The sequence below is a fragment of the Amycolatopsis sp. NPDC052450 genome (assembly GCF_044547565.1).
GTDB lineage: Bacteria > Actinomycetota > Actinomycetes > Mycobacteriales > Pseudonocardiaceae > Amycolatopsis.
The window spans coordinates 208,709-232,335 of sequence record NZ_JBIUAQ010000005.1; the positions used below are offsets into that span (position 1 = coordinate 208,709).

The following is a 23,627-nucleotide window of genomic DNA, read 5'->3' on the forward strand; positions in this document are numbered from 1 at the left end:
TGGCTGCCGCCCCGGGGGCGGGTTGGCGCCCTGGGGCGCGATCGGGGTGTCGCGAAAGCCACTTTCGCGACGCCTGGGGTCCCGAAAGTGGCTTTCGCGACGTCGGCGGCCAGGTGCGTGAGCGACATGCCGCAAGTAGGTGACTACTTGCGGCATGCCCGCGCCCGGATGGCGCAGACGTCTGCGCCGATGGCCGAGACGGCAGGTGTCGGTTGTGAGACGGAAGCGTGAGACCGCTGGAAGGCATGTAACGAGGTGACCCGAGGTGCCGACGTCTCGGATACGTGACGCGAGCCAAGGAGCCTCTCGATGACCACCTGCCGACTCTGCGGCTCGGCCCATCTCGCCAGTGTCGTCGACCTCGGGGCCACACCGCCGTGCGAACGTTTCCTGACCGCCGAGCAGCTGCCGGAACCGGAGCCGACATACCCCCTGCACCTGCTGGTCTGCACTGAATGCTGGCTCGCCCAGATCCCGCCGCTGATCACCCCGGAAGAGACATTCACCGAATACGCGTACTTCTCGTCGTATTCCGCCTCCTGGGTCGAACACGCCAAGACGTTCGTCGACGGTGCTGTCGAGCGGCTCGGGCTCGATGAGTCCTCGTTCGTCGTCGAGGTCGCCAGCAACGACGGCTATCTGCTCAAACATGTTGTGGCACAAAAGATCCGCTGTCTTGGCGTGGAACCTTCGGTGAACGTGGGCCAAGCCGCGCGTGACGCCGGGGTGCCGACGAAGACCGCTTTCCTCGGCCCCGAGAGCGGACGTGACGTCCGTGAGGAACACGGTGCCGCCGACCTCGTCGTGGCGAACAACGTTTACGCGCATATTCCGGACATCATCGGTTTCACGCACGGGCTCCGCGCCCTGGTCGCCGATGACGGCTGGGTCAGCATCGAGGTCCAGCACCTGCTGACGCTGATCCAGGAGAACCAGTACGACACGATCTACCACGAGCATTTCCAGTATTACACGGTGGAATCCGCGCGCCGGGCGCTCGCGCGGGGCGGTTTGTCCGTTGTGGACGTCGAGCTCCTGCCGACGCACGGCGGTTCCATCCGGCTGTGGGCGCGCCCGGACGCCGTCGCGGGCGAGCCGAGCGAACGGATGATGCGGGTCCTCGACGCCGAGAAGGCCGCGGGACTGCACGAAATGTCCGGCTACACCGAATTCTCCGAGCGGGTCACCAAGGTCCGGCTCGAGCTGAACAAGTTCCTCACCGACGCGGCGCTCGAAGGCAAGACCGTCGTCGGTTACGGCGCCCCCGGCAAGGGCAACACCCTGCTGAACCACTGCGGTATCAGGCCGGACGTGTTGCGGTACACCGTCGACCGCAATCCGTACAAGCACGGCCGGTTCACCCCCGGCACCCGGATCCCGATCCTCCCGCCGGAACGCATCGAGGCGGACCGGCCCGATTACGTGCTCGTCCTTCCGTGGAACCTCCGGACGGAACTGACCGCTCAATTGTCCTATGTGGACGAATGGGGCGGGAAACTGGTCTTCCCCATCCCACACCTGGAAATCGTCGAGGTGAAGTCGTGAAGGTAGTCCTCTTCTGCGGTGGCTACGGCATGCGGATGCGCAACGGTGACGCGTCCGACGTGCCCAAGCCGATGGCCATGGTCGGGCCGAGACCCCTGATCTGGCACGTGATGCGTTACTACGCGCATTTCGGCCACACCGAGTTCATCCTCTGTCTCGGCTACGGCGCGCACCACATCAAGGAATTCTTCCTCAATTACCAGGAGACCGCCTCGAACGACTTCGTCCTGCGGGGCGGCAAGGCGGAGCTGCTGTCGACCGACATCTCGGACTGGTCGATCTCGTTCGTGCAGACCGGTCTCGAATCGGCCATCGGCGAACGGCTGCGCCGGGTGCGCCCGCATCTCGACGGCGACGAGATGTTCCTCGCCAACTACGCCGACGTCCTCACCGACGCGCCGCTGCCGGAGATGATCGAGCGGTTCGCGGCTTCCGACGCCGGCGCTTCGATGATGGTCGTGCCGCCGCAGTCGTCGTTCCACTGCGTCGAAATGGGCGAGGACGGCCGCATCGGCGCGCTGACCCCGGTGAGCGAAATGCCGCTGTGGGAGAACGGCGGGTACTTCGTGCTGCGCCAGGAGGTCTTCGACCACATCCCCGAGGGCGGCGACCTGGTGGCCGACGGCTGCGGCGAACTCGCCAAGCAGGGCAGGCTGCTCGCGTACCCGTACCGCGGGTTCTGGAAGCCGACGGACACCGTCAAGGAGCGTGTCCAGCTGGACGACGCCTACGCGCACGGCGACCGTCCGTGGGCGCTGTGGGAACACGAAGCGGCGCCGGCGGGCATCGCGTGATCGCACTCGGCACCGGCGGGATCCAGCGGCTCGTCGCGCTCGGCGCGCATTGTGACGACATCGCCATCGGGGCGGGCGGCACACTGCTGACGATCTGCGCCGCCAATCCGGGGGTCCGGGTGGACGCGCTCGTCCTTTCCGGCGGCGGCACCGACCGGGAGGCCGAGGAGCGGGCCGCGCTCGCGGCCTTCTGCCCGGGCGCCGACGTCGAGGTCACCGTGCTCAAACTGCCCGACGGCCGGTTCCCCGCGCACTGGGAAGAGGCCAAGAACGGGCTGGAGGATCTGCGCCGCCGCACCGATCCGGACCTCGTCCTCTCGCCGCGCACGGCCGACGCGCATCAGGATCACCGCGGCCTGGCGAAGCTGGTGCCGACGGTGTTCCGCACCCATCTCCAGCTGGAGTACGAGATCGCCAAATGGGACGGCGACCTCGGCAAACCCGCCGCGTACGTCCCGCTGTCGGCCGAACTCGCCGAGGAGAAGGTCCGCCTGCTCCAGGAGCACTACGCCTCCCAGCGGCACCGGCCCTGGTACGACCGGGAAGCCTTCCTCGGCCTCGCCCGCATTCGCGGTATCGAATGCGGGCAGCGCTACGCCGAGGCCTTCGACCTCAAGAAACTGACGCTCGACCTCACTCCGAAAGGCTGAAAGCCATGCGTGTGCTGCTGACCGGGCACAAGGGTTACCTGGGCACGGTGATGGCCCCGGTGCTGGCCGCCGAAGGCCACGAGGTGATCGGCCTCGACTCCGGTCTCTACGACACCTGCGTGCTGGGCCCGAAGCCCGAAGACCCCGAAGGCTTCGAGGTCGACCTTCGTGACGTCACGGCCGAGCACGTGGCCGGGGTGGACGCGGTGATCCACCTCGCCGCGCTGTCCAACGATCCGCTCGGTTCGCTGGCGCCGGACCTGACCTACGACATCAACCACCACGCTTCGGTGAAGCTCGCCAAGCTGGCGAAGGACGCTGGGGTCAAGCGGTACCTCTACGCCTCGACGTGCTCGGTCTACGGTGCCTCGGGCGGCGACGGCCTGGTCGACGAGGACGCGCCGCTGCGCCCGGTGACGCCGTACGCCGAGTCGAAGGTGCGGGTCGAGGACGACGTCCAGGAGCTCGCGGACGACAACTTCAGCCCGGTGTACATGCGCAACGCCACCGCGTTCGGTTTCTCGCCGCGGCTGCGCGGCGACATCGTGCTCAACAACCTGACCGCGCACGCCCACCTCTCCGGCGAGGTGCTGGTGCTCTCCGACGGCACGCCGTGGCGGCCGCTGGTGCACGCCAAGGACATCGCGCGCGCGTTCGCGGCGGCCTTGGTCGCACCCAAGGAAGCGATTCACGGCAAGGCGTTCAACATCGGCACCGAACGCAACAACGTGACCGTCGCCGAGATCGCCGAAGAGGTCGTCGAGGCCGTTCCCGGCTCCACGCTGCGGATCACCGGCGAGGCGGGCGCGGATCCGCGCTCCTACCGGGTCGACTTCTCCCGGTTCCGCGCGGCGATCCCCGGCTTCGACTGCGACTGGTCGGTCAAGGACGGCGCGCTCGAACTGATCGAGGCCTACAAGACCCACGGCCTCACCGAACACGGCTTCCAGCGCCTGTTCACCCGGCTGGCGTGCTTGCAGGACCGCACCGCCGCCGGCGAACTCGACGACACCCTGCGGCGTCGCTGATGTCGCACCGGGACCTGGAGACGGGCGCCGACCTGGAGAAACTGGTCGAGCGCCTGTATCCGCTGTGCCGCAGCATCACCGGCGACGGCGTCCGCGCCACGCTGGAGATCGTCGGCGAGCACATCCCGCTGGAGATCCACGAGGTCCCCACCGGCACCCAGGTACTGGACTGGACCGTGCCGCAGGAGTGGAACATCCGCGACGCGTACATCAAGGACGCCTCCGGCCGCCGCGTGGTCGACTTCCAGGAGTCGAACCTGCACGTCGTCGGGTACAGCGTCCCGGTGTCGCGGAAGATGCCGCTCGCCGAACTGCGCGAACACCTGCACACCCTGCCGGACCAGCCGTCGTGGGTGCCGTACCGGACCAGCTACTACGCGCCGACGTGGGGTTTCTGCCTGGCGCGGGAAACCCTCGACGCGATGCCGGACGGCGAGTACGAGGTGCACATCGATTCCACTTTGGACGACGGGCACCTCACCTACGCCGAACACGTCGTGCCGGGCGAGGTCGCGGACGAGGTGATCATCTCCTGCCACACCTGCCATCCGTCGCTGGCGAACGACAACGTCGCCGGGATCGCGATCGCCGCCGCCTTCGCGCAGACGCTGGAAAATCCGCACTACACGTACCGGTTCCTGTTCATGCCCGGCACGATCGGCGCGATCACCTGGCTCGCGCGCAACACCGAACGTGTCGGCCGGATCAAGGCCGGGCTCGTGCTCGCTTGCGCGGGTGACCCGGGATCGTTGACGTACAAGCGAAGCCGCCGGGGCGACGCGGAGATCGACCGCGTGCTCGCGTACGTCCTCGCCGGTCGCGCGCACGAGATCGTGGACTTCTCGCCGTACGGCTACGACGAGCGCCAGTTCTGCTCCCCCGGCTTCAACCTCGGTGTCGGATCGCTGACGCGGACGCCGTACGCGGGCTATCCCGAGTACCACACCTCGGCCGACAACCTCGATTTCGTCTCGACCGCGGCCATGGAGGAAACCCTTCAGACCCTGAGGGACACCTTCGCCGTCCTCGACCGCAACCGCAGCTACGTCAACCTCAGCCCGTACGGCGAGCCGCAGCTCGGCAAACGCGGGCTGTACGGCTCGCTCGGCGGGAGAAGCGACGCCAAACAAGCCCAGATGGCCATGCTCTGGGTGCTCAACCTCTCGGACGGCGAGCACAGCCTGCTCGACGTCGCCGAGCGGTCCGGGCTGCCGTTCGATTCCGTCGTCGCCGCCGCGAAGGCGCTGCACGACGCCGGATTGCTCAAGGATTGAAGGCCCCATGCGATCACTTCTGCGTTCCCCAGCCATCCGGGCGATGGCCGGACGGCTCAGCTGGGGCCTCGGCGACCAGGCCGTCTCCAGTATCACCAACTTCGTGGTCGGGCTGTTCGTGGCGCGCTCACTCGGCACGTTCGCCTTCGGCATGTTCAGCCTCGCTTGGGTGAGCTACGGCGTGGTGCTCAACCTTTCGCGCGGGCTGACGACGGATCCGCTGATGGTGCGGTTCTCCGGGGTACCGACCGAGACCTGGCGGACGGCGACCGCCAAGGCGACCGGCACGGCGCTCTCCGCGGGTGCCGTCGCCGGTGCGATCAGTGTGGTCGCCGGTCTCGTGGTGGGTGGCCCCATCGGCGGGGCGTTCGTCGCGCTCGGCGTGGTCATCCCCACCTTGCTGCTTCAGGACGCCTGGCGGTTCACGTTCTTCGCGGCGGGACACGGGAAGAAGGCGTTCGTCAACGACGTCGTCTGGGGGATCGCGCTGATCCCGGCGCTGTTCATCGCGCACAAGTGGTTCGACACGGTCGTCGCGTTCATCCTGGCGTGGGGTCTGTCCGGGGCGGTCGCCGCCGGATACGGCTGCTTGCAGTCCGGGGTCCGGCCGGATCCGCGCGGAACGCTCGAATGGCTCAAACGGCACCGCGACCTCGGTGCCCGGTACGTGGTCGAGAACGTCAGCAACGCCGGTTCGACGCAACTGCGGATGTACGGTCTCGGCGCGATCGCCGGGCTGGCGAGCGTCGGCGCGGTACGCGGCGCCGAACTGCTGCTCGGCCCGTTCTTCGCCCTTCTGATGGGACTTTCCCTGGTCACGGTGGCCGAAAGCGCGCGGGTGCTCCAACGGGCCCCGCATCGCCTTCGCCGCTTCTGCGCCGTTCTCGGCGCGGGCCAGGCGGTCGCGGCCCTGATCTGGGGTCTCGCCCTGCTTCTGGTACCCGACGACGCCGGCCGGTTCGTGCTCGGCGACGTCTGGGATCCCGCTTCGGAACTGATCCTCCCGGTGACCATCGGTATCGCCGCGGCCGGATTCAACACCGGGGCGGCCGCCGGACTGCGTGCGCTCGGCGCTGCGAAACGGAGCCTTCGCGCCCAGCTGATCAACTCCGCCGGCTATGTCGGCTTCGGGCTCATTGGCGCCTTCTTGGCCGGGGCGTCCGGATCCGCCTGGGGGGTCGCGTTGGCGATCACCAGCGGATCGGCGGTGTGGTGGCTCCAGCTGCACACCGCTCTCAAGGAACACCTGACTTCGGAGAAGGAAGAGATGAGGACGTCATGAGCACCGCTCCTCGGCTGAGCATCGGGCTCCCGGTCTACAACGGCGAGGACTACCTCGCCGAATCGCTGGACGCACTCCTCGGCCAGAGCTACGAGAACTTCGAGCTGATCATCTCGGACAACGCGTCCACGGACCGCACCGAAGAGATCAGCCGTGAGTACGCGAAGCTGGATTCCCGCGTTCGGTATGTGCGCCAGCCGGTGAACATCGGCTGCGCGCCCAACCACAACCACTGCGTCGACATCGCCCGCGGCGAGCTGTTCAAATGGGCGTCCGACGACGACCTCTACGCGCGTGACCTGCTGGAACGCTGTGTCGAGGCGCTCGACGAGCACCCTGAGTTCGTGCTCTCGCATTCGTGGACGGCGATGATCGACGAGAAGGCCGTCGTCACGCAGGCGCTGGAGTACCCGCTCAACACGGTTTCGCCGCACGCCGCGGAACGCTTCCGCAGCACGCTGTTCGCGCCCGGCGGGGACGACGACGGCGCGGTCATCCGCACCGAGGTGCTGCGCCGCGTCGCGCCGCTGGACAGCTACCACCACGCGGACCGCACGATCATCTCGGAACTGGCGCTGCACGGCCCGTTCCACCAGGTGCCGGACTGGCTGTACTTCCGCCGCGACCACCCTGGCCGCTCCGAACACGAGTACCCGACCGTGCGCAAGCGTGCCACCAACCTGGACCCGAAGCGCGCCGACAAGCTGCGTCACCCGATGATCCGGCTGCTCGGCGAGTACGTCCTCGGCTACGTCAACGCCATCCGCAACGCGCCGATCTCCGGCGCGGAGAAGCGCGAATGCTTCCGCTACCTGCGGCAATGGATGTTGAACCGGGCGGGGAACCCGGCCATGGGCCGCATGCCGGTGCAGGCCGAGGCCGAACTCGGTCCGCGCGAGGTGTCCGTGGCCTCCGTCGTCGCCGGCCAGGAGGGACGAGTCCCTTGAGCCCGCCCGTGAGAATCGGGCTGTTCGGACTCCTCGGATCAGGGAACCTCGGCAACGACGGTTCCTTCGAGGCGGTTCTCGGGTATTTGCGCACGGAGCATCCGGACGCCGCGCTCAGCGTGATGTGCGGCGGTCCGGAAATCGTCGCGTCGCGCTACGACCTCGAGACGACCGCGTTGAACTGGTACCAGGGTGAGTACCGGACGGCTTCAGGACCGGTGTCCATCGCCATGAAGGGCTTCGGCAAGCTCGTCGACATCTTCCGCACGGCGGCGTGGGTGCGACGCCAGGACCTGGTGATCGTGCCGGGGATGGGTGTCCTCGAGTCCACGCTTCCCTTGCGCCCTTGGGGTTTCCCGTACGCCTTGCTGCTGCTGTCGGCGTCCGGGCGGCTGGTCGGCACCAAGGTCGCGCTGGTGAGCGTCGGCGCCAACGTGAGCGGCCACCGGGTCACCCGGTCGATCATCGGCCGGGCCGCGCGGCTGGCGACGTTCCGGTCCTACCGGGACGAACCGTCGCGGGAAGCGATGCGCACGATGGGTGTCGACGTCACGAACGACCGCGTCTACCCCGACCTCGCCTTCGCCCTCACCGCGTCGGCGGAACCGGTGCTGCCCCGCTCCGTCGGGGTCGGGGTGATGGCCTATCACGGCGGGAACGACGACCGGGCCCGGGCCGACGAGATCTACGAGTCCTATGTGGACAAGATGACCCGGTTCGTCGCCAGGTTGATCGCCGACGGCAGGCCGGTGCGGTTGTTCATCGGCGACCGGGCCGACACGCAGGTCGTCGACGAGATCATGCGGGAACTGGAATCCCCGCTGATCACCGCCGCCGAAACGTCCACTTTGGACGATGTGCTGCGGGCGATGTCCGCGGTCGAGATCGTCGTCGCCACCCGGTACCACAACGTCCTGTGCGCGCTGAAGCTGACGAAACCGACGTTGTCCGTCGGGTACGCGCGCAAGAACGACGTCCTCATGACCACGATGGGGCTCGGTGAGTTCTGCCAGTCCGCCAAGGAGATCGACTTCGACGCGCTGGTCCGCCAGTTCGCCGAACTCGAGTCACGGGCGGGCGAACTGACCGAGATCGTCGCGAAACGAGGCGCGGAGCAGACACGGCTGCTGGAAGAGCAGTTCGCCGGACTGTCGGCCGCCCTCCTGCCGATGGGAGTCCGATGAAAGCGATCCCGGTGCCCGCCATCGCGGGCGCGTACCTCTTCGAGCCGACCCCGCACGCCGACGAACGCGGCTTCTTCAGCCGCACGTTCGACGCCGACGTCGTCCGGTCGGCCGGGATCGACCCGAACGGGTTCCTCCAGGACAGCGTTTCGCGGTCCCGCAAGGGAGTGCTGCGCGGGATGCACCTGCGCTCGGGTCTCGGCGAGGCGAAGCTGGTCCGGTGCTCGTGGGGCGCCGTCTTCGACGTCGTCGTCGACCTGCGGCCGGATTCGCCGACGTACCTCGGCAAGGAGACGTTCGAACTGTCCGGAGAGACCCAGGTCTCGCTGTACATCCCGGCGGGGTGCGCGCACGGCTTCCAGGCGCTCACCGAGTACGCCGACGTCTCCTACCGGATCGACCGCGCGCACGACCCGGCCGAGGACGTCGCGATCGCCCACGACGACCCGGAACTGGCGATCCCGTGGCCGCTTCCGGTGGCGCTGATTTCGGAGCGGGACGCCTCCGCGCTCCCGCTTTCCGCTGTCCTACAGAACACGAGGTGAGATCATGACCCGTCGTCTTCCCCGATCCATGCGGGCCAACGAACGCCTCCACGCGATGATCCCCGGCGGCGCGCACACCTACGCCAAGGGGGACGACCAGTACCCGGAGAATTTGGCGCCGGTCATCTCGCACGGGCTCGGCGCGCACGTCTGGGACGTCGACGGGAACGAATACATCGAGTACGGCTCGGGGCTGCGCGCGGTCAGCCTCGGGCACGTGCACCCGCGGGTCAGCGAAGCGGCCCACCGCGAGATCGACCGGGGCGCCAACTTCGCCCGTCCGTCCATTGTGGAGGAACGGGCGGCGACGAAGTTCCTCGAAACCGTTCCCACCGCGGAGATGGTCAAGTTCGCGAAGAACGGCTCGGACGCCACCACCGCCGCGGTCAAACTCGCCAGGGCGGCCACCGGCAGGCCGCTCGTGGCGATCTGCCGCGACCACGCGTTCTTCTCCATCGACGACTGGTTCATCGGCACCACACCGATGTCGGCGGGCGTCCCGGCCGGGATCACCGACCTGACCGTGTCGTTCCCCTACGGCGACCTCCCGGCGACCGAGCGGCTGCTGCGGGAGAACGCCGGTCAGGTCGCCTGCCTCATCCTGGAGGCGTCCACGCAGCTCGAACCGCCCGCCGGATACCTCGTCGGCCTGCGGGAACTCGCCGACCGGTACGGCTGCGTCCTGGTCTTCGACGAGATGATCACCGGTTTCCGCTGGTCGGAGGCGGGAGCGCAAGGTCTCTACGGTGTCACGCCGGACCTCTCGACGTTCGGCAAGGCACTCGGCAACGGGTTCGCCGTCTCGGCGCTCGCGGGCAAACGCGAACTGATGGAACTCGGCGGACTGCGCACCGCCGAGGAGCGCGTCTTCCTGCTGTCCACCACACACGGCGCCGAAACGCATTCGCTGGCCGCCGCCATCGCCGTCATGGAGACCTACACCGAAGAAGGCATCGCCGCGCGGCTCCACGCGCTCGGCGACCGGCTCGCCGCCGGGGTCCGCGAAGTCGCGGACTCGGCGGGGGTCGGGGAACACGTCGTCGTGCGCGGCCGGGCGAGCAACCTCGTCTTCGGCACGCTCGACGCCGAAAAGAAACCGTCGCAGGACTACCGAACGTTGTTCCTGCGGCAACTGGTCACCGGCGGGGTCCTCGGACCGTCGTTCGTGGTCAGCAGCGCGTTGTCCGAAGAAGACATCGACCGGACGGTCGAAGTGGTCTCGCAGGCCTGCCTCGTGTACCGCAAAGCGCTCGACGCGGATGATCCGGCGCCGTGGCTGGGTGGCCGTCCGGTGAAGCCGGTTTTTCGGAGAAGGGTATGAGTTCAAGGATCGCAGATCGCTCGGCCGGCTCGCGCACGCTTTGCGTGGCGCTGTCGGTGTTACTGCTCCAGGTCGCCGTTGAATCCACAGCGGGGGCAACCGAAGAGCCGGCTCGAGGGGTGTGCGGCACGACCGTCGGCGTCCCGGCCGCCCCGGAAGGCGCCCAGATCGTCGAACCGGGCACCGATCTCACCGACCGCACCCGGTTCAGCCCGCCGGGGAGCATGTTCTGGCTGGCACCGGGCACGCATACGCTGAGTTCCGACCAGTTCGGCCAGGTGATGCCCAAGGACGGCAACGTCTACCTCGGCGCGCCCGGCGCCGTGCTCGACGGACGCGGGATCAACCGCGCGGCCTTCACCACGCCGGCCAAGGACGTGGTGATCCGCGGGCTGACCATCCGCGGTTTCGTCGCCGAACGGGACCAGGGCGTGGTCAACCACGACTCCGGCGAGCGCTGGACCATCGAAGGCAACGTCATCGAGGACAACGAGGGCGCCGGGATGATGACCGGGGCCGGCCAGCGGGTGATCGGGAACTGCCTCCGTGACAACGGCCAGTACGGCATCAACGCCTACCGTTTCGGCGGCGGGCTGACCGATCTGGTGATCGAGGGCAACGAGATCACCGGGAACAACACCGGCGATTGGGAGACCAGGATCCCGGGCTGCGGTTGCAGCGGCGGCGCGAAGTTCTGGGCCGTGAACGGGGCCGACATCGTCGGCAACTGGGTCCACCACAACCACGGTGTCGGGCTCTGGGCCGACACGAACAACAACGATTTCCTCATCCAGGACAACCTGATCGAGGACAACGCGTCCGAGGGGCTGTTCTACGAGATCTCCTACAACCTGGAGCTGATCGGGAACACCTTCAACCGGAACGCGTTGGTGCAGGGCCGAAACCGGGCCGCGAAGGGCGACAACTTCCCGGTCGCGGCGGTGTACCTCAGCGAATCCGGCGGCGAACCGCGACTGCCCGCCCGGACCAGCAGGATCGACATCCGCGGCAACATGTTCTCCGACAACTGGTCGGGGATCACGCTGTGGGAGAACGCCGACCGGTTCTGCAACAGCCCGGCCAACACGTCGACACTGTCCTGTACCGCTTTGGTGTCACCGACGTCCGCCTGCTCCGATCCGGGCATCAAGACCGAACCGCTGTACGGCGACTGCCGTTGGAAGACCCAGCGCGTTTCGGTACACGAGAACACGTTCGAGTTCGATTCCTCGATGGAAGGCTGCCTCGGCCTCTGCGGGCGGATGGCCGTGCTCTCGAACTACGGGACCTTCCCGGCCTGGTCGCCGTACCGGGCCGCCGTGATCTCGGAGGCGATCACCTTCCGGCAGGACAACCGGTGGTACGACAACCAGTACTACGGGCCCTGGACGTTCGTCGCCCACGACACGTCACGAAAGCTGACCGCGGCACAATGGCAGGCCGAGCCCTACCGGCAGGACGCTTGCAGTGGCTTCGGAGAGGCGACGACCTGCTGAAGTTTCACCTGTAAGTGTCCATCTGGGACCGTCCATACTGGCCTACCGTTGCCTTTATGCCCGCGTTCCTGGTTGTTCTGATGCTGATCGCGACAGGAGTCGTCCCGGCTTCGGGGGCGGCTCCTGTCGCGGCCTGCGCCGCGGGACCGGTGAGCCCGGGAAAGCCCGCCGACGCCGTGGTCGTCTCCCCGGAAACCGATCTTTCCGCGAAGACACGCGAACTCCCGTCCGGTACGACGTTCTGGCTCACCGAGGGCAAGCACACCCTGGGCCCGGACGAATTCGGCCAGATCATCCCGAAGGACGGCAACGCCTACCTCGGCGCACCCGGCGCCGTCCTGGACGGCGGCGGCGTCAACCGCTACGCGTTCACCCAACAGGCGCGCGACGTCGCCATCCGGGGCCTCACGATCCGCGGTTTCGCGGCGCCGCGGGATCAGGGCGTGGTCAACCACGACTCCGGTGAGCGCTGGACCATCGAAGGCAACACCATCGAGGACAACCGGGGCGCCGCGATGATGGCGGGACCGGGTCAGAAGGTGCTGCGGAACTGCCTGCGGAACAACGGGCAGTACGGCATCAACGCCTACCGGGCGGGCGACGGGATCACCGGACTGCTCGTCGAGGGCAACGAGATCACCGGCAACAACACCGACGACTGGGAGACGAAGGAACCCGGCTGCGGCTGCACCGGCGGCGCGAAATTCTGGGCCGTCAACGGCGCCGACATCCGCGGCAACTGGGTCCACCACAACCACGGCGCCGGCCTGTGGGCGGACACGAACAACAACGACTTCCTCATCGAGGACAACCTGATCGAGGACAACGAGGCCGAGGCGTTGTTCTACGAGATCTCCTACAACGCCGTGGTCCGCGGGAACACCTTCCGGCGCAACACCCTCGTGCAAGGCCGCGCTTTCGTCGCACGGGGCGACAACTTCCCGGTCGGGACGATCTACATCTCCGAGTCCGGCGGAGAACCCCGCGTTCGCGCCCGGACGTCTTCGATGGAGATCGTCGACAACGTCTTCGAAGACAACTGGGCCGGAATCACCCTGTGGGAGAACGCGGACCGCTTCTGCAACAGCCCGGCGAACACGTCCTCCGGCTCGTGCACGCTTCTCGTCCCTTCGGTCTCTTCCTGCGCTGCCCCGGGGATCTCTTCGCCGCCGTTGTACGACGATTGCCGTTGGAAGACGCAACGGGTTTCCATCCACGGCAACAAGTTCTCCCACGGCTCCGCCTGCTCGGGCTTCTGCGGGCGGATGGCGCTGCTGGCGAACTACGGGACCTACCCGGACTGGTCGCCTTACCGGGGAACTTCCGTTTCGGACGCGGTGACCTTCCGGCAGGGGAATCGGTGGTACGACAACGCTTATTCCGGTGAGTGGCGGTTCGTCGTTCAGGACACTTCGCGGACCGTGGGGGTTTCGGCGTGGCAAGGGGCTCCTTACTCGCAGGATGCTTGCAGCTCCTTTGGGGATGGTGGGTGTTGAGCGAACCTTTCGTGACGCCGGGGCGAGTGGGGAAGATTTGAGACACTCAACGTCCCAATTCTTCCCCACTCGCCCGAATTTCGGCGTGAAAGGTACGTTCACGCTCCTCACCGGGGCGATCTTGTCGGTGGCGGCGGCCATGGTGATCAAGTGCACCGAGGAACCTGGACGAGCAGTCCCCTACTGACCCATGGCCCGCTGGTGCTTCGAGCGTCGGAGCTCGAAGCCGCCGGTGTGCCGAACCGGACCATTACCCGCCGATGCGCTCCTGGCGGCCCTTGGCAGCGGTTGCTGCCCGGAATAGTGCTGCTTCACAGTGGGGAGCCCACCGACGAGCAGCGCCTGCACGGAGCTCTGCTCCTTGGACGGGAAGGAGCGACCCTGACCGGACTCTGGGCGCTTCGCCGCCATGGTTTGGAACGGTTGCCCCCACCAAGCGATGTGCACATCCTGATCCCTCACGATCGCCGGACGGTCTCGACGGGATTCGTGCATGTCGAAAGGACAAGGCACCCGCCCCGCCCTCACCTCCGAGGAGACCTTCCCGTGGCTCCCGTCCCCCGAGCCGTCATCGACGCCGCCCGCAGGCTCACCGGCGAAGACGAGATCCAGGCGATGATGGCCGAGTCCGTCCAACGCCGCTTCTGCACCACCGACCTGCTCACCCGCGAGCTCGACCAAGCGGGCCGAAGCGGGACGGCCCTGCCCAGGAAGGCCCTCGTCCCGCTCCTGGCCGGAGCGAGATCCGTCGCCGAGGCCGACGCGTGGCGTCTCTGGCGAAGATCCGGTCTTCCGCCGGGTCACTGGAACGTCCCGATCTTCGACGTGAACGGCGACTACATCGCCACGCCGGACTGCTGGTGCGACGAAGTCGCCTTCGCCTGGGAGATCGATTCCTTCCGCCACCACGCGGACCTCTGCGGCCATCGCGCCACCGTCGCCCGCAACGCCCGGTACGCCGCCGCGGGGATCATCGTGTTGCAGACGCTGCCGTCCCGCCTGCGCAGCGAGCCGGACGAGGTCCAGCGCGAGTTGCGTGCCGCCTTCCGGGCCGCACAGAACCGTCCTCGGCCAGGAGTCGTGCTCAAGCCGGCCGCGTGAGCCGATCCACCGCCCACGCCACCACCGGCACCACCGCGACAGCCACCCCGAAACCGCCGAACGTGTCCGTCGGATAGTGCGCCCCCAGCGCCACCTCCGCCCACCCCATCGCGAGCCCTGAGAACGCCACCAACCCCACCAGCACCCACGCCCCGGCGACGGCTCCGAGGTCACGCACGTCGATCACGAGCAGCGCGACGACGGTCGCGACGGTGACCGCGAAGGCCGTGTGCCCGCTGGGGTAGGAGAGGAACTCGCCGTGGATCAGCCTGCCGGTCAGGGGTTTCAGGGCGGTGGTCAGCGCCACTGTCACCCCGGAGGCGGCCACCAGCAGGATCGCCGTCCGCGGCCGCCGGTGCCGCACGCACACCCAGCCGAACAGCGCGATCACCACGATCGCGCCCACCGGTTCGCCCGCGAAGTCGATGACGGTCGCCAGGTACCAGAGCGGGCCTTGGACCCGGTCGACCACCGGCAACACCAGGGCGTCGAGGCCGGCGGTGTGGGAAGTCCCGGCGTAGCGGAGGCCGAGGACGAGGGCGACGACGAAACCGAAGGCGCCCAGCGCCCAGAGCGGGATCCGCGCCCGCGGCGGGAGCGCGGGCGGACCGGTGATCACGCGTCGATCGCTGCCTGGTAGCCGCCGACGAGCCGTTCGAGGCCGATCTTCGGGGTGAACTCCTGTTCGTACACCAGCCGTGCGGCCCAGCCCATTTCCTGGTTCCGTTCGGCGTCGCCGACGATTTCCCGCAGCCGCGCCGCGAGCGAGCCGGCGTCCCCGGGTTCGTGCAGCAGGCCGGTGACCCCGTCCTCCACCAGCTCGCGGAAGGCGCCGTGGGCCGCGGCGACCGTCGGGACACCGGCGGCCATCGCCTCGACCACGACCAGGCCGAACGCCTCCAGCCATTCCGACGGGGCGATGACGGCGTTCGAGCGGACGATCAGGTCTCGACACTCCTCTTTGGACTGAAGGCCGAGGTAGCGGACGTCGTCGCGGCCGTGTGCCCAGCGCGCGACCTCGTCCTGCATCGGGCCGGTGCCGGCGATCACCAGCGGCGGCAGCGAACCGCCCGCGGCGGCGAGCTGGTCCCACGCCTTCATCAGCAGGCCGATGCCCTTTTCCTCGGTGATCCGGCCGAGGAACAGCAAGTGCTCCCCCGCACCCTTGCGCGTCTTGCCCGGATCGGTGACGTAGTTGTACTTCACCGCGAGCCGTTCGGCGGGCATCCCGGCGGCGATCAGGATCTCGCGCTGCGCCTTCGAGATGCAGAAGAACCGCGAAACCCCGGTCCACCAGCGGTTCCGGTTCAGCATCATGCTCGCCGCCATCGGCACGGTGGCCAGCGCCGAACCGCGGTAACACCCGTGCCGCACCGCGGGGATCGGCTTGCGGCCCACGCAATCGGTGCAGATGTAGCCCTCGCGGTACAGCGTGCCGGGAGGGCAGATCAGCGTGTAGTTGTGCACGGTCGCGACCGCCGGAACCCCCGCCTCAGTACAGGCGGCCAGCACCGACGGCGACAGCAGCGGGAACGTGTTGTGGATGTGGACGACGTCCGGCCGGTCGTCGGCGAGGCGCCGCGCCAGTTCCGCGCGCACGGCCCGGTTCCACGGCACCCGCAGCGGGACGACGGCCTTGCGCGGCAGAGACATCTCCGCGATGTCGTCGCTGCGCCGCTCGAACAGGCCGACCTCGTGCCCGGCCTCGGCCAGCAACGCGGTCTCCTGGTCGACGACGGTGTTCTCACCGCTCGGCTGCTCGGATCGGTAGCGATTGTGGATCACTAGGACCTTCACGCCGTCTCCTTGACGAAATCGGGTTCTTCGGCGGGCGCACGCACCAGCAGCGACGCGGCCAGGGCCAGGTGCAGCAGGTACGGCGACGCGTCGCCGAGGCCCGCCTCGGTGTAGGAGGCGGAAAGACAGTACGTGATCAGGAAGATCGCGCACGCCCTGGCCGGGGACGGCGGCCGCAGCACCGCGACCACGACCAGCACGAGCACGAACGCGGCCACGATCGCGATCCCGACGTAGCCCTGCTCGTGGTAGACGGCGAGCCAGCTGCTGTCGATCGGGAGGCCGTCGTAGGACTTGTCGGTCAGCCCGACGCCGAACAGGTACTCGAGGGTCGTGCGCGGCGCGTCGAGCAGCGCGTCCCACACCTTCGCGCGGCCGGTGAGGCTGGAGAAGTTCTCCTCGGACTGGCCACGCAGGAACCAGGCTTGCAGCAGGCCGCCCAAGGCCACCACCGCGAACAGGCCGCCGAACACGAGCCAGGTGAACACCTTGCGGGCGCGGGCGCTGGACATCCACTGCGACATCAGCGCCACCAAGGTCCCGGCCACCAGGCCGAGCATCGCGGTGCGGGTGTGGGTCAGCAGCAGGATCCCGAACGCCGGGACGATGACGGCCAGCGCGTGCTTCCGCTCCAGTTTCCCCCCGAGCCACAACAGCACCGTGAGCCCGATGACGATGGCCGCGTACTGGCCGACCTGCGGCGGGGTCAGCGGCCACAGCGTCCCGGTGAGCCGTCCGCCGTACTCGAACGGCATCGCGTTGCCCGGGCCCAGCGCGAACCCGATCACCACCGTCACCAGCACCACGGCGTAGGCGCGGATATGCGTGCGGACGAGGTCGAGACCGCCGTTCCACCAGCGGGTCAGCAGCCACAGCGTGCTCAGGAAGAGGGCGAACCGGAAGCAGCGGAACAGCGCGCCGAATCCACCTTCCAGGGTGAGGCTGGAGACCACGCTCAGCACCAGCAGCAGCGTGAGCAGGAAGAGATAGGCGCTCGGCCTGATCCGCAGCCGGGCGTTCAGGGCGAGCGCGATCACGAACGCGGCGCCCAGCGCCCCCATGGTGATCAGCTGGCTGACCGAACGCGGCAACGGGAGGACCGTCTTCGCCCCTGTCGAGCCCAGGGTGTTGATGATCAGCAGTGTCCAGGCGACGCCGACCGCCTTGGGCATGCCCGTGCGGATCGACGGTTCGGCCCGGACCGCGGATTCGAGCATGTCAGCCACCTCCCGCACGGGTGAGTTTGCTGCCCTGGTCCTGCTTGTAGGGCGCGCCCTGCCATTCGCCGAAGCCCAGCACGCGGCTCGGCTCGAACGCGACGAAGTTCCACGGCCCCGAGTAGGTGTTGTCGTAGAGCCGGTTGCCCTGGGCGAAGGTGATCGCGTGCTGGACGACCTCGCCCTTGTACGGCGACCAGTCGGGGAACGTGCCGAAGTTCGCGAGCATCGCCATCCGCGCGCAGCTCTCTTCGCAGTTGGTGACGGCCGGGTCGAGCACGAACCGGTTGTGGTGGATCTCGACGCGCTGGGTCTTCCAGCGGCAGTCGGCGTTCAGCGGCCCGCCCGCGATCCCGGGCAGCGCGCATTTCGCCTGCTCGGGCACCAGCCGTGTGCAGGAGCCGGACGACGTGTTGGCCGGGCTGTTGCAGAACCGGTCGGAGTTCTCCCACAGGGTGACGCCGTTCCAGTTGTTCTCGAACGTGTTCCCGGAGATCTCCAGTTTGTCCGTGCGCGCCTTCACCCTCGGTTCGCCGCCGGATTCGGACACGTAGATCGACGCCACCGGGAAGCTGTCGCCGCGGTCGATGTAGCGCTTGCCGTCCACCGAGTTGTTGCGGCGAATGGTGTTTCCGCTGATCACGGCGTTGTAGCTGGTCTCGTACATCAGTGCGGCGCCGTCGTTGTCCTCGATGACGTTGCCCGCGATGCGAAAGTCGTTGTTGTTCGTATCCGCCCACAGTCCGACGCCGCGGTTGTCGTGCACCCAGTTGCCGACGATGTCGGCGCCGTCGACCTCCCAGAACTTGATCCCGCCGGAGCAGCCGCAGCCGTCGATCTTGCTTTCCCAGTCGCCGGTGTTGTTGCCGGTGATCTCGTTGCCCTCGACGACGAGACCGGTGATGCCGCTGTCCTGCGCGTAGGCGTTCATCCCGTACTGCCCGTTGCGCCGCAGGCAGTTGCCCCGGACCTGCTGCCGCGCGCCCGCCATCAGCGCCGCGCCGTCGTTGTCCTGGACGGCGCTGTGCTCGATGACCCAGCCGTCGGCCGAATCGTGGTTGACCACGCCTTCGTCGTGCGGCGCGGCGAAGCCCTGCACGGTCAGATTCCGGATCTTGACGTCGGCGGCGTCACCCGCGAAGGCGTATTGGTTGATCTTCCGGCCGTCGAGGACGGCCTTCGGGCCACCCACGTAGACGTTTCCCGGCTTCGGATTGACCTGGTCGTAGCGGTCGTCGCCGAGCTTGTGCGTCCCCGGTGCCAGCCAGAACGTCGTCCCGGCCGGGCTCGACCGCGTCTTCGCCGCGAGGTCGCCCGCCACCGCCGGGTCGATCTTCACCGCCCCCGCCGGCGCTTCCGCCGGACCCTCCGGCAGCTTGTCGCACACCTGCGCGAGCGCACCGGACGGCGCCTTGGCCGGATCCGGTCCGGGCTCTTCGGCCGGGGTGGTGCAGGCGGTGAGCGTCAGCGAACCGAGCAGCACCAGAAGCGCTGCCCGGCGGAGGCGGTGCGGTCGTGCGATCACAATGGGGGATCCTCGTTACCTGGTTCGAAGGTGAGCACGCCGGCGAACGTGGCTCCGTCGGCGACTATTCCGCTCCCGAGCAGGGTCCACGACGGCTCGCGACGGCCGAACCCCGCCGAGTACCAGCCCATCGGCGGGGTGGTCTCGCCGCGATGCGCCGACCAGTCCAGTTCCGGCGGCAGCTCGAACGAAGCCGTCCGGGCCTCGCCGTCGACGGTCCAGGACAGCGTCGCGGTCGCGCCGGAAAGCGAGACCTTGACCAGCGGGCCGAAGTGGAACGCGAGACGGCAGTGCTGTGCCTCGCCACCGCGAACCTCGTCGAGGATCCGCAGTCGGGTACCTTCCAGCTCCACCGAACGCCGGTGGACGGCCGGCGCGTAGCCGTCGTGTTCCGCGCTCCAGCGCGACGGCGTGCCCGCCGCGATCACGGTGGTGACGGCGTGCTTCGTCCACAGGAACGGGCCGCCGGAAACGGACTGGTCGGCGCGGGAGAGTTCGAGCGTGTTGTGCCCCGCCGTGGACCGGAAGTACGACCGCCACTTCGGTTCGCCGTGGTAGCAGTAGGTTCCAGGGTCGGCGAGGATGTCGACGCCGTCGTGCCGGACCTCCACCGAAAGCGCGTCCGCGTGCGCGTGCGCGGCGATGGACAGGAAGCCGTGCGGCCCGCCGTCGCAGCGGCACCAGACCTTTCCGTCGCGCAGGATGGTCATCCCGGCGTCGGCGAAATCGTCCCGCCGCCGCACCGGACGCTTCGAACGGACCGGGATGTCCTTGGCCAGCGCGGAGAAGAGCGAAGTGCGGACGTCGCCGCCCGGCGTCTCCGGCCACCAGTCCAACCGTCCGAAAAGGACAGAACCGGTGTCGATGAGCGACGCCCAGCGGCTCGTCTCGTCGCCGTCGACGATCAGTCCAAAGCCGTCGTCGGCGTCACCTTGCCTCGGTGGGCGCAGCCGATTGTCCACTATGGACGCCAGCGCGTCGGTCATCCGCAGCAGTACGAGCCAGGTCGACTCCGGCACCGCGACACCGGCGGCCTTCGCCTCCAGTGCCCCGGCGAGCCCCAGCTCCAGGACGAGCCCGTGGTACTCGGTGGCGAGCTCCCGGTTGAGACCGGATTCGAAAGTGTTGTGCCGCAGCATCTTGTCCAGCGACGCCAGCGCCGTGTCCCGCCACCGGGCGGATTCGGGGAACCAGGCGAACGCGCAGGCGGCGGCGAGCTGTCCGGCGTCCTCGGCGATCACGTGGTTGTTCGCCGACGAACCCCGGCTCGGGAACGCGGCCAGCCAGCGCTGGTGGTGCCAGATCTGGTTGAGCGCCACCGGGTTGTCGTCGAACAGCGCCGGCGCCTGCGCCCAGCCGTCGAGCAGCCGCCGGACCCACACCCACGACAGCAGCCGGATGCCGAGTTCGATCCCGCTGACCCAGTGCACCCCGCGCATCGGCGGGTTGGCCGCCCACCAGGACTTCAGATGCGCGGCCACGCGTTCGGCGTACCGATCCTCGCCGGTCAGGGCGTACGCGGCGGCCAGCACGGTGAGGTGCTGGTGCCGTGACGGCTCCCAGATCTGCTTGATGTCGCCGACCGCGTCCTCGCTCCGGTACGGGATGTCGAAGGAGTACACATCGGACGGTGCGCGGCGGCCGGTCTTCGGGTCGTACGACCAGTCCGGGTCGACGAGGTCGTTCCGCTCGACACCGAAGTACTCGGCGCGCCCGTCCATCAGCCTGTCCGCCTTGACGAGCAGGTCCTTCACCGCCTCACCGGAGACGGCGGCGAGGACCTCGTCGCCGGGCACCGACGCGAATCGCCGGTCGGGCAGCCACGTCGCCCGCTCGCTCGCGACCCCGCGCCACTGGCGTTTGCGCACGACGTCGGTGACGCGGCCCGCGATCTCGGCGGGCCCCATCCGCGACAGTCTCCGCAGGTACCAGGAGGGATCCATCAGCCGAGTCCGATCCGCACCGGTGCCCCGGTTTCCAGGCTGCGGTTGACCGCGAGCGTGGCCAGCGTCGTCGCGACGAGCGAGTCGACGGACACCGGCATCGCGACGCCGGTGGTCAGCGCGTTGACGAACGCTTCGAGTTCGGCGGCCTGGCCCTTGTCGCGGCCCTTGGGGATCCGCGAACTGGCCCACTTCTTGCGGCCGAACACCGACGCGCGCGCGAAGTCGTCGAACTTCAGCACCTTGCCGTCGGTGGTGACGTCGATCGTCTCCTTGGGGAACGACGACGCTCCGCTCGTGGTGTACGCGATCGACGCGGTCGAGCCGTCCGGGTAGCGCAGCAGGATCTGCAGGTCCTGGTGGCCGGGCGTCGCGGTGGCGTACACCGAGACCGGGTCGGCGCCGAGCAGCCAGCTGACCGTATCGATGAAGTGCCCGCCCTCGCCGGCGAACCGCGAGCCCTCGCTGTCGGCCTGGTTGTACCAGCTGTTCGCGTCGAGCTGCCCGGCGTTGACCAGGTACCGCACGGAAGCCGGGCCGATCCGCGGCCCGAAGTGGAGCACCGACTCGTTCAGCAGCGGGGCGAACCGGCGGTTGAAGCCGACCTGCAGCCGGTCGTTGCCGGATTCCTCGATCGCACCGAGCACGATCTCGAGTTCCTTTTCGGACAGGGCGAGCGGCTTCTCGACGAAGACGGCCTTGCCCGCGAGCAGCGCGCGCCGGGTCAGCTCGGCGTGCGAGCTGTGCCGGGTCACGACGAACACGGCGTCGATCGAGGAGTCTTCGAGCATCGTGTCGAGATCCGTGGTGGCGCGGCCGAACCCGAACTTGCGCTTGGCGTTCGCGCCCGAAAGCGCCGAGGTGGTGACGACCTCGGCGAGGTCGACGTGCTCCATCTCCGCGAGATGCGGCAGGAGCATGGAGGACGCGTAGTTGCCCGCGCCGATGAACCCGATCCGCACGCCGCCCGGCTTCGGCGCCGCGCGCACCGCCGACGGCTTCGGCACGGAAACCGCCGTGACGGCCTGCTCGGCCGGACCCGCCGGGCGCTTGTCGTACTCGAACAGCACGGCGACGGCCTTGAGCTCGCCCTCGTTCAGTTTCCGGTACGTCTCGACAGCGTCGGAGAAGTCCGAGACGTACGAGATCAGCGGCTCGACGTCGAGACGGCCGCGGCCCATCAGGTCGACGACGCATTCCAGGTTGCGGCGCTCGGTCCAGCGGACCTGGCCGATCGGGTAGTCACGGCCCTCGAGTTCGTACTCCGGGTCGTAGCGGCCAGGGCCGTACGAGCGGGAGAAGCGGACGTCGAGTTCCTTCTCGTAGTAGGCGTTCCACGGCAGGTTCAGCGAGCACTTGCCGATGTCGATCACCCGGCCGCGGTCGCGGCTCAGCTTCGCGGCCAGCTCCACCGGCTCGTTCGTGCTGCCGCCCGCGGCGAGGTACACCTGGTCGACGCCGTGCCCGGAGCTGAGCTCCGCGACCGCGGTGTCGATGACGCCGGAGCCCGGGTCGCCGCATTTGAGCGCGCCGAGCTGTTCGGCGATCGCGCACCGCGCCGGATCCGGGTCGACACCGACCACACGGACCCCGGAGGCGACCAGCAGCTGCACGACCAGCTGGCCGATCAGGCCGAGGCCGATGACCAGCGCGATGTCGCCGATCTGCGGTTCACCCTGGCGGACGCCCTGCATCGCGATCGCGCCGACCGTGCCGAACGCGGCGTGCCGCGGGTCGACGCCGTCCGGCACCTTGGAGTAGAGGTTCTTGGGCACCCAGTTCAGTTCCGCGTGCAGCGCGTGCTCGTTCCCGGCGCACGCCACGAGATCCCCGACGGCGACGTCGTCGATGCCAGGGCCGACCTCCTCGACCACGCCGCACAGCGAGTACCCGAGCGGCGTGTACGAGTCGAGCTTGTTCATCGCCTTGCGGTAGGTCGCGCTCAGCCCGTTCGTCGCGACGCTCTGCATCACCTTCGCGACCTGATCCGGCCGCGCCTTCGCCTTGCCCACCAGGGAAAGGCTCGCCTCGGACACCTTCATCATCTCGGTGCCGGTGGAGATCAGCGAATAGGCGGTGCGGACCAGCACACCCCCCGGTTTGCACGCGGGCACTTCGACGTCGAGGAGCGCGAGCTCCCCGCTCTTGTAGTTCTGCACTACCTGCTTCACGTCGCTCCTAGTGATGGATAAGGCAAGTGGTGTGGCGGCTGCGGTACCGCGTCGGTACAGGTGTTCGTGAGTGGCGTTTCGGGAGCAAGGCAAAGGTGTCGGGTGTTGTGAAGGGGACTTTCGCCGCGTCGGATGCGGGGAGAGTCCTCTTCACCCCTGCTCCTGGCGCTGCCGGCCCACTGTGCCCCTGCACGAGACCCAGCGACGGTGTCGCGGAAGCCACAATAGGGGCCCCACACGTCCCCAAACTGGGGTTAGCGACTCGCCGTGGCCCAAAAAACCCACACAAGAACCCCCCGCCCCGGCGGGAA

Annotated in this window: 19 protein-coding genes; 13 read left to right on the top strand and 6 right to left on the bottom strand. The window is 68.4% G+C overall.

Features of this window, described 5'->3' with window-relative positions; genetic code table 11:
* The first annotated feature begins 309 nt into the window (after window positions 1-309).
* The 13 genes from ACIHAO_RS11765 to ACIHAO_RS11825 all read left to right on the top strand — a co-directional run bounded on the left by ACIHAO_RS11765 (window position 310) and on the right by ACIHAO_RS11825 (window position 14,663).
* On the top strand, window positions 310-1,545 hold the full coding sequence (locus tag ACIHAO_RS11765; protein ID WP_396556965.1) for a class I SAM-dependent methyltransferase: 1,236 nt from the start codon (window positions 310-312) through the stop codon (window positions 1,543-1,545).
* The gene (locus ACIHAO_RS11770) at window positions 1,542-2,339 is read left to right on the top strand and encodes a sugar phosphate nucleotidyltransferase (protein ID WP_396556967.1); all 798 of its coding nucleotides are present in this window, start codon (window positions 1,542-1,544) and stop codon (window positions 2,337-2,339) included. Before ACIHAO_RS11765 ends, ACIHAO_RS11770 begins: the two co-directional genes overlap by 4 nt.
* Entirely contained in the window at window positions 2,336-2,989 is a 654-nt protein-coding gene (locus ACIHAO_RS11775) for a PIG-L deacetylase family protein (RefSeq protein ID WP_396557184.1), read from the top strand. Before ACIHAO_RS11770 ends, ACIHAO_RS11775 begins: the two co-directional genes overlap by 4 nt.
* A gap of 5 nt (window positions 2,990-2,994) precedes the next feature.
* Complete coding sequence (locus ACIHAO_RS11780; protein WP_396556969.1) at window positions 2,995-4,017, top strand: NAD-dependent epimerase/dehydratase family protein; 1,023 nt, start codon at window positions 2,995-2,997, stop codon at window positions 4,015-4,017.
* Entirely contained in the window at window positions 4,017-5,291 is a 1,275-nt protein-coding gene (locus tag ACIHAO_RS11785) for a DUF4910 domain-containing protein (RefSeq protein ID WP_396556971.1), read from the top strand. Before ACIHAO_RS11780 ends, ACIHAO_RS11785 begins: the two co-directional genes overlap by 1 nt.
* A gap of 7 nt (window positions 5,292-5,298) precedes the next feature.
* On the top strand, window positions 5,299-6,573 hold the full coding sequence (locus ACIHAO_RS11790) for a hypothetical protein (RefSeq protein ID WP_396556973.1): 1,275 nt from the start codon (window positions 5,299-5,301) through the stop codon (window positions 6,571-6,573).
* The gene (locus tag ACIHAO_RS11795) at window positions 6,570-7,520 is read left to right on the top strand and encodes a glycosyltransferase family 2 protein (protein ID WP_396556975.1); all 951 of its coding nucleotides are present in this window, start codon (window positions 6,570-6,572) and stop codon (window positions 7,518-7,520) included. The genes ACIHAO_RS11790 and ACIHAO_RS11795 overlap by 4 nt, the downstream gene beginning before the upstream one ends.
* Window positions 7,517-8,704, top strand: coding sequence for a polysaccharide pyruvyl transferase family protein (locus ACIHAO_RS11800; RefSeq protein ID WP_396556977.1), 1,188 nt, complete (start codon window positions 7,517-7,519; stop codon window positions 8,702-8,704). The genes ACIHAO_RS11795 and ACIHAO_RS11800 overlap by 4 nt, the downstream gene beginning before the upstream one ends.
* The gene (locus ACIHAO_RS11805) at window positions 8,701-9,249 is read left to right on the top strand and encodes a dTDP-4-dehydrorhamnose 3,5-epimerase family protein (RefSeq protein ID WP_396556979.1); all 549 of its coding nucleotides are present in this window, start codon (window positions 8,701-8,703) and stop codon (window positions 9,247-9,249) included. Before ACIHAO_RS11800 ends, ACIHAO_RS11805 begins: the two co-directional genes overlap by 4 nt.
* A gap of 4 nt (window positions 9,250-9,253) precedes the next feature.
* The gene (locus tag ACIHAO_RS11810; RefSeq protein ID WP_396556981.1) at window positions 9,254-10,570 is read left to right on the top strand and encodes a glutamate-1-semialdehyde 2,1-aminomutase; all 1,317 of its coding nucleotides are present in this window, start codon (window positions 9,254-9,256) and stop codon (window positions 10,568-10,570) included.
* A gap of 119 nt (window positions 10,571-10,689) precedes the next feature.
* A complete protein-coding gene (locus tag ACIHAO_RS11815; protein ID WP_396556983.1) occupies window positions 10,690-12,066 on the top strand; it encodes a right-handed parallel beta-helix repeat-containing protein in 1,377 nt (458 codons plus the stop codon).
* Between the two features lie 56 nt (window positions 12,067-12,122).
* Complete coding sequence (locus tag ACIHAO_RS11820) at window positions 12,123-13,562, top strand: right-handed parallel beta-helix repeat-containing protein (RefSeq protein ID WP_396556985.1); 1,440 nt, start codon at window positions 12,123-12,125, stop codon at window positions 13,560-13,562.
* Between the two features lie 546 nt (window positions 13,563-14,108).
* Window positions 14,109-14,663: a hypothetical protein gene (locus tag ACIHAO_RS11825; protein ID WP_396556987.1), complete on the top strand. Its 555-nt coding sequence runs from the start codon at window positions 14,109-14,111 to the stop codon at window positions 14,661-14,663.
* Here the strand turns inward: ACIHAO_RS11825 and ACIHAO_RS11830 are convergent.
* Genes ACIHAO_RS11830 through ACIHAO_RS11855 form a run of 6 tightly spaced genes read right to left on the bottom strand, consistent with a single transcriptional unit; the run spans window position 14,647 to window position 23,316 of the window.
* On the bottom strand, window positions 14,647-15,282 hold the full coding sequence (locus tag ACIHAO_RS11830) for a phosphatase PAP2 family protein (protein ID WP_396556989.1): 636 nt from the start codon (window positions 15,280-15,282) through the stop codon (window positions 14,647-14,649). The genes ACIHAO_RS11825 and ACIHAO_RS11830 overlap by 17 nt on opposite strands.
* A complete protein-coding gene (locus ACIHAO_RS11835) occupies window positions 15,279-16,460 on the bottom strand; it encodes a glycosyltransferase family 4 protein (RefSeq protein ID WP_396556991.1) in 1,182 nt (393 codons plus the stop codon). Before ACIHAO_RS11835 ends, ACIHAO_RS11830 begins: the two co-directional genes overlap by 4 nt.
* The gene (locus tag ACIHAO_RS11840) at window positions 16,457-17,677 is read right to left on the bottom strand and encodes an O-antigen ligase domain-containing protein (protein ID WP_396556993.1); all 1,221 of its coding nucleotides are present in this window, start codon (window positions 17,675-17,677) and stop codon (window positions 16,457-16,459) included. The genes ACIHAO_RS11835 and ACIHAO_RS11840 overlap by 4 nt, the downstream gene beginning before the upstream one ends.
* Before the next feature lies 1 nt (window position 17,678).
* Window positions 17,679-19,202 carry a right-handed parallel beta-helix repeat-containing protein gene (locus ACIHAO_RS11845; RefSeq protein ID WP_396556995.1) on the bottom strand — a complete coding sequence of 508 codons (1,524 nt, stop codon included), beginning with the start codon at window positions 19,200-19,202 and terminating at the stop codon, window positions 17,679-17,681.
* Entirely contained in the window at window positions 19,199-21,145 is a 1,947-nt protein-coding gene (locus ACIHAO_RS11850) for an alginate lyase family protein (RefSeq protein WP_396556997.1), read from the bottom strand. The genes ACIHAO_RS11845 and ACIHAO_RS11850 overlap by 4 nt, the downstream gene beginning before the upstream one ends.
* Window positions 21,145-23,316: a bi-domain-containing oxidoreductase gene (locus tag ACIHAO_RS11855; protein ID WP_396556999.1), complete on the bottom strand. Its 2,172-nt coding sequence runs from the start codon at window positions 23,314-23,316 to the stop codon at window positions 21,145-21,147. The genes ACIHAO_RS11850 and ACIHAO_RS11855 overlap by 1 nt, the downstream gene beginning before the upstream one ends.
* Window positions 23,317-23,627: the final 311 nt, after the last annotated feature.